9 protein-coding genes are annotated in these 9,064 nt (G+C 64.6%); 3 read left to right on the top strand and 6 right to left on the bottom strand.

Annotated elements, in window-relative coordinates:
• Nucleotides 1–261: 261 nt before the first annotated feature.
• The gene (locus tag EOA75_RS23345; RefSeq protein ID WP_127325272.1) at nt 262–1,176 is read left to right on the top strand and encodes a LysR substrate-binding domain-containing protein; all 915 of its coding nucleotides are present in this window, start codon (nt 262–264) and stop codon (nt 1,174–1,176) included.
• A 3-nt stretch (nt 1,177–1,179) separates the two neighbouring features.
• Here the strand turns inward: EOA75_RS23345 and EOA75_RS23340 are convergent, their stop codons facing one another.
• The 5 genes from EOA75_RS23340 to EOA75_RS23320 form a co-directional block, all read right to left on the bottom strand.
• Nucleotides 1,180–1,452: a DUF3303 family protein gene (locus tag EOA75_RS23340; protein ID WP_066997422.1), complete on the bottom strand. Its 273-nt coding sequence runs from the start codon at nt 1,450–1,452 to the stop codon at nt 1,180–1,182.
• A gap of 73 nt (nt 1,453–1,525) precedes the next feature.
• Nucleotides 1,526–2,989 carry a RimK family protein gene (locus tag EOA75_RS23335; RefSeq protein ID WP_067321133.1) on the bottom strand — a complete coding sequence of 488 codons (1,464 nt, stop codon included), beginning with the start codon at nt 2,987–2,989 and terminating at the stop codon, nt 1,526–1,528.
• Between the two features lie 4 nt (nt 2,990–2,993).
• On the bottom strand, nt 2,994–4,091 hold the full coding sequence (locus tag EOA75_RS23330; RefSeq protein WP_127325271.1) for a GNAT family N-acetyltransferase/peptidase C39 family protein: 1,098 nt from the start codon (nt 4,089–4,091) through the stop codon (nt 2,994–2,996).
• Nucleotides 4,092–4,298: 207 nt separating this feature from the next.
• Nucleotides 4,299–5,093: an anti-sigma factor gene (locus tag EOA75_RS23325; RefSeq protein ID WP_067321126.1), complete on the bottom strand. Its 795-nt coding sequence runs from the start codon at nt 5,091–5,093 to the stop codon at nt 4,299–4,301.
• Complete coding sequence (locus tag EOA75_RS23320) at nt 5,090–5,608, bottom strand: RNA polymerase sigma factor (protein ID WP_066998131.1); 519 nt, start codon at nt 5,606–5,608, stop codon at nt 5,090–5,092. The genes EOA75_RS23325 and EOA75_RS23320 overlap by 4 nt, the downstream gene beginning before the upstream one ends.
• A 245-nt stretch (nt 5,609–5,853) precedes the next feature.
• Between EOA75_RS23320 and EOA75_RS23315 the strand changes: the two genes are divergently transcribed.
• Complete coding sequence (locus tag EOA75_RS23315; protein WP_066997434.1) at nt 5,854–6,099, top strand: type II toxin-antitoxin system VapB family antitoxin; 246 nt, start codon at nt 5,854–5,856, stop codon at nt 6,097–6,099.
• Nucleotides 6,099–6,527: a type II toxin-antitoxin system VapC family toxin gene (locus tag EOA75_RS23310; RefSeq protein ID WP_095823677.1), complete on the top strand. Its 429-nt coding sequence runs from the start codon at nt 6,099–6,101 to the stop codon at nt 6,525–6,527. The genes EOA75_RS23315 and EOA75_RS23310 overlap by 1 nt, the downstream gene beginning before the upstream one ends.
• Nucleotides 6,528–6,530: 3 nt before the next feature.
• Here EOA75_RS23310 and EOA75_RS23305 read toward each other — a convergent pair.
• Nucleotides 6,531–9,064 (bottom strand): DUF2339 domain-containing protein (locus EOA75_RS23305; protein ID WP_164747514.1); only part of this gene is annotated, 2,534 nt, incomplete at its 5' end.

Raw genomic sequence — 9,064 nt, 5'->3', positions numbered from 1 at the left:
GGCCAGTACGGCACCTTGGCCGCGATCAGCGCGCCGAGAGCGACGATGGCGCCGAGATGGACGGCGAATTGGATGATGCCCGGCAGATCGGACTTGCCGGTCAGCCGGCTGCGCTCCTCATTGGTCAGCGAGGCGATGACGTCGCGGTGGTCGATGGTGTGGTCGATGGCGCTCATGAGGCTACCGTACTGCAGAAAGAAAGCTTTCGAAAAACGAGGAATTCTGCAAGATAGATAAGCTCAGCTTATCTTTTCCGTCGCCTTGGTCGCACTTCTCTCCCTGCGCGGACTTCAAGCCTTCGAGGCGGCGGCGCGCAGCGGCAGCTTTGCCGCAGCGGCGGAAGAGCTGTCGATTTCGGCGGCGGCGGTCAGCCAGCTCATCCGCACCGTGGAAGAACAGATGGGCCGCAAGTTGTTCCACCGCGTCAACCGGCGCGTCCTGCTCACCGAAGCCGGCGTCGAGATGTTGCCGAGGCTTACCATGGCCTTCCAGGAAATCGGCAGCGTCGCGCGGGATGTAGGCGGCGATGCGTTCCGGCCGAGGCTCGTCATCTCGGTGCCGCCTTCGATGGCGATGGGCTGGCTTTCCGAACGCCTCGCCGGCTTTGTCGCCAGCCACGGCGCCGCGGATATTTCGCTGACAGGCGAGGACGACCCTGTGCCGTTCGACCATGAGATGGTCGACATCCGGCTATCCTACGGCCGGCACTATCGCGAGCATCCGACCGAGGAGATCGCGCGGGATGCGGTCTATCCGGTCTGCGCGCCCAGCCTTGCCGGTGCAGCCAAGCCGGAAACTCTCGCCGGCCTGCCGTTGATCCACACCGACTGGGGCCCGACCGGTGCCGCCTTTCCGTCCTGGCGCAACTGGCTCGAGGCGGGGGGCATCGCGCCGGGCCGGTCGGCCCAGCGCGGCCTTTCGGCCAACTCGTCGCGGGCCGCACTCGATCTCGCCATGTCGGGATTGGGCGTGGCGCTGGCGCAAGGCATCTACTGCGCCCGGGCGCTGGAAGACGGCAGGCTGGTCCGGCCGGTTGCCCGAGCGCTGGAATTGCGCCAGCCTTATTGCCTGACGATCCCTGAACGCAGCGCAAGGCGCGATGTGGTGGCGGCGTTTCGCGAGTGGCTGATCGCGGAATGCGTGCGCGCGGTCAGGTCGCCGGCGCTCGGTGCCTAGCAGTCAGAGATGCCCGGCCAGGGCCGCGACCATGTCCTTGCTGGTGGCTACCGGAACGATCTCGAACTCCACCAGATCGGCCCATTCGATGACCCAACGCTGCAGCAGCGTGACGTCATCGGCCTCGACAAGCAGGAAGCAGCGGCTCATGTCGCCTGCGATCCAGCTATGGTGAACGACAAGCGCGTCCGGTTTCAGCCGGCCCCGATCGCGGAACCGCCGGTAGATTTCCTTGCGGTCGCAGCCGCGAAAATCCTCGATCACCAAAAACAGCATCTTGCCCCCATTCAGTTGATTGTCTTAGCCGTATTCAGCGACGCCAGGTGATCCCGTCCGGCTGCAAAATGCTTTAGCGGCCAGTGCGCTCCAGCCGCTCCAGGAACCATTGCGTAAGCCGCACCCAGAGCTCGTCCTTCTCGCCGGAATCCTCCCAGCCATGGTCGAGATTGGGGTTATCGTTGACCTCGATAACGAAGACGCCGTCCTTGGTTTCCTTGAGGTCGACGCCGTAGAGCCCGTCGCCGATGCAGCGCGCCGCCTTGACCGCCGTCTCGACCACGTGCGGCGGCGTCTGCTTCAGCGTGAAGGTCTTGATGCCGCCCTGATCGGGCTTGCCGTTAGCCTTGTGGTTGACGATCTGCCAGTGTTTTTTGGCCATCAGGTAATGCACGGCAAACAGCGGTTGGCCGCCGAGCACACCGACGCGCCAATCATATTCTGTGGGGATGAATTTCTGCGCGATGAGGAGATCGGAATCCTCCAGCCACTCGGTCGCCAGCTTTGTCAGATCGGCAAGGTTCTCGCATTTCTTGACCCCGCGCGAGAAGGATGAGTCCGGGATTTTTAGCACCAGCGGAAAGCCCAGCGTCTGGGCGGCGAGCTCCAGATCGGAGGTGCCGGCAATCATCACCGTCGGCGGTACCGGCACCTTGTTGTAGGTCATCAGCTCGTTGAGATAGACCTTGTTGGTGCAGCGGATCATGGACAGCGGGTCGTCGATCACCGGCATGCCCTCCTGCTGGGCGCGGCGCGCGAAACGGTAGGTGTGGTTGGAGATGGATGTCGTCTCACGGATGAACAGCGCGTCGTAATTGGCGAGCTTGGCCAAATCCTTCCTGGTGATCGGCTCGACCTCGACGCCCATCTTCTCCGCGATCCTCGCCCAGTAGCGCAGGGACGAAATCTCCGAAGGCGGCAATTCCTCATGCGGATCGACGAGCGTCGCGAACGTGTAGCGCGCCGGCGTGCGCCCCTTGGTGTCGCGCCACTCGCGGTTGGTGTAGGTCTCCAGGCATTGCAGGAAGACTTCTTCCTGCTCCTCGCTCATGCGCGCGAGCGGCAGGAAGCCGATCTTGCGGATCGAAGCCCATTCGGCGCTGTCCTTGATGTGGACCTCGAGCGCCGGCGCGCGAAACCAGTCGAACAAGAGCTTGGTGAACCGGTCCCAAACTTTCGAGGGCCCGATGCCGAAAAAGACGGCGACCTTCGTCGGAAAGGTTCCGTCGAGATCCTTGCGGCATTTGTTGAGCGCGAGCTCGAGTTCCGGCAGCGCATGCTCATAGAGCTTGCGCTCCGACAGATCAATCATGGTCTCGACGGTCGGGATCACTTTGTGGCCGCGCGATCCGGCGAGCAGCGAGGCATAATAGCCGCGGCTCTGATAGCCATAGTTGTTCGACAGGTTGATCACCTTAGGGCGCTGGCCGCGAAACAGCGCCGGATGCGCGAGATAGTCGCGGTTGGTGATGATCTTGTGCGGCGTCGCCACCTGGTCGAGATCGTTCTGCCTGCCTGTAAGGATGACCCAGGTCATTGTGTCAGCGTTTTCCCAGGTTGATGGCGGCGCGCAACCCGTCGCGGCCGAACTGAGCCATGTTCATGAAGATGCCATAGGGCACGGGAATGTTGGCGGCGTCGAGGATGGTTTCCTGCCTTTCGTCTTCGACCCAAGGATCGTGGATGAGGATATGGTCGCCGTCGTCGCCGATGGCCAGCACCCAATGCGGCACCTTCTTGCCGAACATCAGGAAGCCGCTGATCAACACCAGCACCAGCATGCCCTCGGCAAGGGCGGCGCGGATGTCGTCGATGCCGAACGGACGGTAATTCACCGGGATGCCGTAAAGTTCCGCTCGCCGGCGGAAGTCGACCTGGGCGAGCTCCATCACCCGGCGCTTTTCCTCGCTGCGCACCGACTGCAGGAACAGCGCGCCGTGAAAGGATACGAAGATCTCGGCGGCAAGCCCGCTTTCATAGCCGGCCACGGCCAGGCCGAAAGGCTCGCAGCCGCCCGGCCCCGACATCATGAATACCGTGGTCGCCTCGCGCCACAGGCGTATTTCCATGACCGGATCGGGCACGAAGCCGGAATCGAAATTGGCCATTGCCATCATCAGGCAGCACGGACCGCAGGTGAACTCGCAGGTCTGCTGGTAAAACGGCACCCCGGTGCTGGTCGGGACATCGCCGCGCAGCGTCTTTTCGTAACGGAGCGCAGTGGCGCCGTCCTCGTAATAGTCGGGCTCGCGGCCGATTTTTCGGTAGCCTGCCTGCTCGTAGATGCCGATGGCGCGCTGATTGTCCTCGCGAACCTCGAGCCGCAGCATCATGCGATCGTGTTCATAAGCCGCCTCTTCGGCCGCGGCCAGCAGTTGGCGGCCGATGCCGAGATTGCCGAAGAACGGACCGACGGCGATGGAATAGAGCCGGGCCACGCCGCTGCCCTTGCGAAACAAGACCACCGCGTAGCCGGCGACATGGCCGTCATTCTCGGCCACCAGCATCTCGGCGGTCTCACGCTCGATCAACTGGCGAAAAGAGCGGCGCGACAGGCGATCGCTTGAGAAAACAGCCTTCTCGATGGCGGCGAGGTCATCGACGTCCGACGCGCGGGCCTTGCGGATCTCGGCAGGCATGCGGGGTTTGGGAGAACCTCGATTGGATTAAAGGAAACGGCCCCGGTCAAAAGCAGCACCCCGGCCGAAGCGCCGGTCTTCATCAAGCGCTATCGCTCCTTGATTAGGGCCGAATTGTGACAGGTTCCGCGGCGGCAGAAAAGCACCACGGCTTTGAACTGAACCACTAATTCGAAACAGCGTAGGCCGTTGAAAACAGCCGCCTCCTCAGCTCGAAATACCGGCCAGAAGCTGGCCATAGGCGCTCTTGGCGACCTCCGACAGACGCTCCGGCGGCAATGTGCCGACGACGGCGCAGCCATAGCCCTTGTCCAGCCAATACACCGCTTCCGGACCGTCAGCCTCGGCCGTATAGGTTCCCTTGGTGGTCTGCGATGATTCGGCGGTGACGAAGAGCGAGATGCGCTCGCCCTTGGCGTCCTCGTAAAGCAACATCGCGGCCTTGCCACGCTCGCCCGCCGGCAACAGCCGGCCGCCGACGAGTGCGAAGCCCTCGGCCGCGAGATCGGGCGCCACCAGCTTCAGCCCTACCCGGTTGGACAGCCAGGTCTGCAGATGGTCCTTGTCGCTTGCCGGCACCTCAACCGCGTGACGCTTCTCGGCGGCGTAGATGAGATGGGCGGAAATCGCCTGCTCCGCGAGTTGGTCGTCGCTCTCACCGCTGCGGCCAATGCCGTCGATGCCGGCGAGATAGCCACCGAACCCGCCGACCATCAGCACGGCTGCCGCCGCCGCCGAAAGCCACCAGCGCGAGCGCCAGGCAGGCGTCCGCGCCGGCGCTTCGCCAAGCACCGCGTGCCGTAGCCTTGCCGGCACCGGTTCGTCCATCACGCCGGCCAGGGCGGCGCGGAGCGCCGCACGGTCGGCTATGTAACGGGCGCTCTTCGCCTTCATTTCGGGATTGGCTTCGAGCCAGGCGTCATAGGCCATGCGCTCCTCGCCCGGCAGCTCGCCATCGAGGGCCATGTGGATATCGCGTTCGGTGAAATCGCGCCGGGTCATCGCTCGACGATCCTTATCGAGCGGCGGCGCGAGGAGTCGTCCAGCAGGCCGCGCAGTTCCTCGCGGCCGCGCGCGATGCGCGACATCAGCGTGCCGGCCGGCACGCCCAGGATGTTGGCGGCCTCGGCATAGGAAAAGCCTTCGATAGCGACCATGACCAATGCCGCACGGCGATCGGGGCCGATCGCCTGCAGGGCATCCATGATCTCGCGCGAGGCTATGCTTTCGACCTGATCGGCGGGCGCGGCCTGGGCTTCGCCGGCTTCCAGAGGCAACATTGCCGCCTCGCCTCGCCGGTTAACCTTGCGCATCTGGTCGATGAACAGATGATGCATGATCGTAAACAGCCACCTCCTGGGGCTTTCTCCAGTTTGCCAGTTGTCGAGCCGCACAAGCGCCCGCTCGAGGCAGTCCTGGACGAGATCGTCGGCGGAATCGCGGTCGCGCAGCAACGAGCGCGCGTAGCGGCGCAGACGCGGTATCTCGCTCAGGATCGCTGCCTTCTTGTCGTCCATGACCGCTTGTTTCGTGGTCGTCTTCCATTCGATTGAACGCGCCTTCCCGGCGCGGCGCAAGCAGCCAGCACGAAGCGGACCACCCGCTCCGGTACCCAAGCACCTGGATAACGCCGGCGGATGCCGGTTTATTCCCGGCGCGAGCGGAACCGGAACCAAGGTTGAATACCGGTTCTGGCCATTGTATATTCGTCATTGAATATCTTGCATATTCATCTTAGAATATACGCCGGAGGAATTCGACAATGTCTTTGTATATCCGCGATGACGAGGTTGACGCGCTGGCTCGTCAGCTGCAGTCCGCGATCAAGGCGCCCACGAAGACTGAAGCCGTGCGGATCGCGCTCAAGCGTGAGCTCGAACGGGCACATGCCGTCCTCCCACTAAGCGAGCGCATTAGAAAGTATCAGGACGCAGCGAGGGCGCTCGGTCCGGACGACCTGGACTTCGACATGAAGAAATTCATGGACGAAGGATGGGATGACCTCTGATGTTTCTCGATGCTTCCGCTATCATCGCTATCATATCGGAAGAGCCGGATGCGAACCGCCTTCTTAGGAAAATGGAAGCCGCCGAGAAGCTTTATTTCTCGCCGAGTTCCGCATTCGAGGCGATTGTTGGGATAGCTCGCAGGAAATCCGTAGCGGAAAACGGCGACCAGCTTCCGACGCCACCCGTCCTGATCGAACGATGTCAAATCATCGTCTTGGGTTTCCTGGCCGAACTCAAGGCCGTTGAGGTCCCGCTGGACACGCGGATCCGAGAACTCGCTGTAAGGGCCGCGCAAGATTATGGTCGATATGTGGGCCACCCAGCCAAACTGAATTTCGGCGACTGCTTCAGCTACGCATGCGCCAAAGCCTATCGCGTACCTCTGCTCTACAAAGGCAACGACTTCTCGCAGACCGATCTGGCCTGACCTTTAGTCGGCTCCTAACCTCGCCGCCCTTGTCAGCAGACGCTGATAGAAAAGTCCGATACCGATCAGCACGGCGCCCAGACCGATGAAGGAGAGCGCGCGCAGCACGCCTTCCAGCTCCGACATGTCGAAGAGGAAGACCTTCAGCACGGCGACCGCGATCAGCACGGCCGAGGCAATGCGCAGCACCTGCGACCTCAGCCAGACGCCGGCTGTCAGCAGCGCCACGCCGATGATCAGCCAGAGCGCCGAATAGGTATAGGTCTCGAGCTGGCCGAGGCCGCTCCACAGGCCGATGAACTCGCCCTTGAACAGGCGCCGGACCGACAGCGTGGCGTAGGCGAAGCCAAGCAGCGAAGCGACCAGCGCCAGCATCGCGGCATACCATCTCGGGCGGCTGTCGCGGACGTAAAGCGCCAATGCTCCTGCTGCGACCGCCGGCAGCAGATAGGCGAGCAACAACAGGTTGAAGAACGGGACGGCGCCGGTCGATTCATCCGTCAGCAGCGGGTTCAGCACCACGAAATGCCGGATCGCGATGAAGGCGACCGAGAGCACGCCGGCGGCCATCGAGCCATAGCGCAGCACCGGGCTCGGCGAGCGCAGGTCGATGGCGACCAGTATGGCGCCGGCGCCGAGCGCGATCAGCGTGTAGATCGCCTGCTCGGCAAGGGTGACGGGGCCGGTGTCGATGACGCCGCCATGCATGGCATGGCGCACCAGCATCGCAATGGTGAGCAGGCCGAACAGCGCCGAGGCCGCTTCCATGGCAAGACGCGGCCGTCCATTGGTGGTGCGCGCGAGTTGCCAGGCGGCGAAGCCGAAGGCGAGCGCCGGAACGCCATAGCCCGGCAAGAGCCAATTGAAGACCGGCGTCGTCGACAGTGCCGCCGCGCCGACGATGGTCGGATCGAAGGCGACGCGACCAAGCACGGCGACAGCCGCGCCGACCGCGATCCAGCCCAGCACCGGGAAGCTGCGCCAGCGCGTCGCGAGCGCCGGCACGACGGCGGCGGCGCCGAGCAGCACCGTCGTCCAGCCGGAGCCGAAGGCCATGTGCAGCATCAACAAGCCTGCGACGCCGCCGCCGCCGAGCGCGAAGGAGACGGCGGGGCCGCCGCGGAGCGGCGGTTCCTCGGCGCGCGCGATCCACTCGCCGCCGGCGGCAAAGACGAGCACCAGAAGCAGGGCCGGCAGCGCGTAGCCAAAATCGCGGTCGATGTCGCCGAAGGTGAGCCAGAGCGCGGTGAGCACGACCAGCGGCACAATGCCACCCCATGCCGCCCAGGACGCGGCGCGGATAGGCGCAGCAGCCGCAAAGCGGCGCGCGGCCCAGAACCCGGCTGCGACGAAGACCAGGGCAAGCGCGATGCCGAGGCGGAAGGTCAGCGTGTCGGATGCGGCCAGCGGCTCGGCGCCCAGGCCGACATCCAGCGCATCGGCGCCGATGGTGGCGGGCGGGATGATGCCGAGATAGATCAGCGCGGTCGCCAGGCCGGCGGCGAAGAGGAGCGGCAAGGCGCGCGGCCGGTAGAGCGCCACTGCCAGCAGCGCGGCGAGCAGCACCGCGCCGTGCGAGGCATAACCCGCCTTGGCAAACACCGGATCGACCGACAGCCCGAGCGCGGTCAGCGCAACGAAGAAGCCGGGCGCGATTGATGGCCAGTCGAAGCAGGGCTCCGCGTCGTCGCGGCCAGCAGTCAAGAAATCGGCTAGCCAGACGAAGGCGAGCACGGCAAGCGAGGCCAGGCTGATGAACAGCACCGTCGAGAGATTCACCTCCGGTGCATTGGTCATGTAGACGATGGTCCAGATGCCGGTGCCGGCGAAGGCTGCCGCGACAAGCGCCTTCCAATCGCGGATGCGGGCGATAGCCGCCGTGGCGGCAAGCACGATCGCCAGGTAGACGAACAGCGCCCACGGGTTCGGCGCCTCCGAGGCGACGAGGGCCGGCGTCACCATGGCACCGACGAGGCCGATGCCGGCCAGCGCCAGGCCGTGGACCAGCGAGACGGCAATGGTGGCGACGCCGATCGCGCCGAGCAGCGTGAAGGCGAGCGCGGGGCCGATAAAGCCGTAGATGCCATAGGCTGCATAGACGGTGCCGAACAGGATGAAGGCGCCGGCGCCCGTCAGAATCGCCGGGATGTAGGCGCCGGCAGCTCCCTGCACCGGCACCCGGAAGCCGGTGCGGCGGATGAACTCGGCGCCGGCAAGCAGCACAAGACCGAGAACGCCGGCCATGGTCAGTCGCACGCCGGGGCCGAAAATGCCGGCCTCGATCGTGTAGCGGATCAGGAACAGGCCACCCAGCGCCAGCGCGATGCCGCCGACCCAGACCGCCCAACGCGTGCCGAGGGCCGTCTCGACATCGCGGGCGGCCCTTGCAGGTACTGCCGCTTCGGCCGGCGCGGCAGGTTGCGTCAATTGTCCCTCTCCGGCGGGTTTGGACGGAGTCCCCTCGCCCGCTTGGGCTGGCGCTTCGGCTTTTGGTTCGTCGGGCGTCGCGGCGGCTGTGGCCTGCGGGGCTGCTTCAC

The organism is Mesorhizobium sp. M1A.F.Ca.IN.022.07.1.1 (assembly GCF_003997575.1).
Taxonomy (GTDB): domain Bacteria; phylum Pseudomonadota; class Alphaproteobacteria; order Rhizobiales; family Rhizobiaceae; genus Mesorhizobium.
Note: the sequence above shows the minus strand (reverse complement) of the source record. Positions and strands in the feature narration are given on the sequence as shown.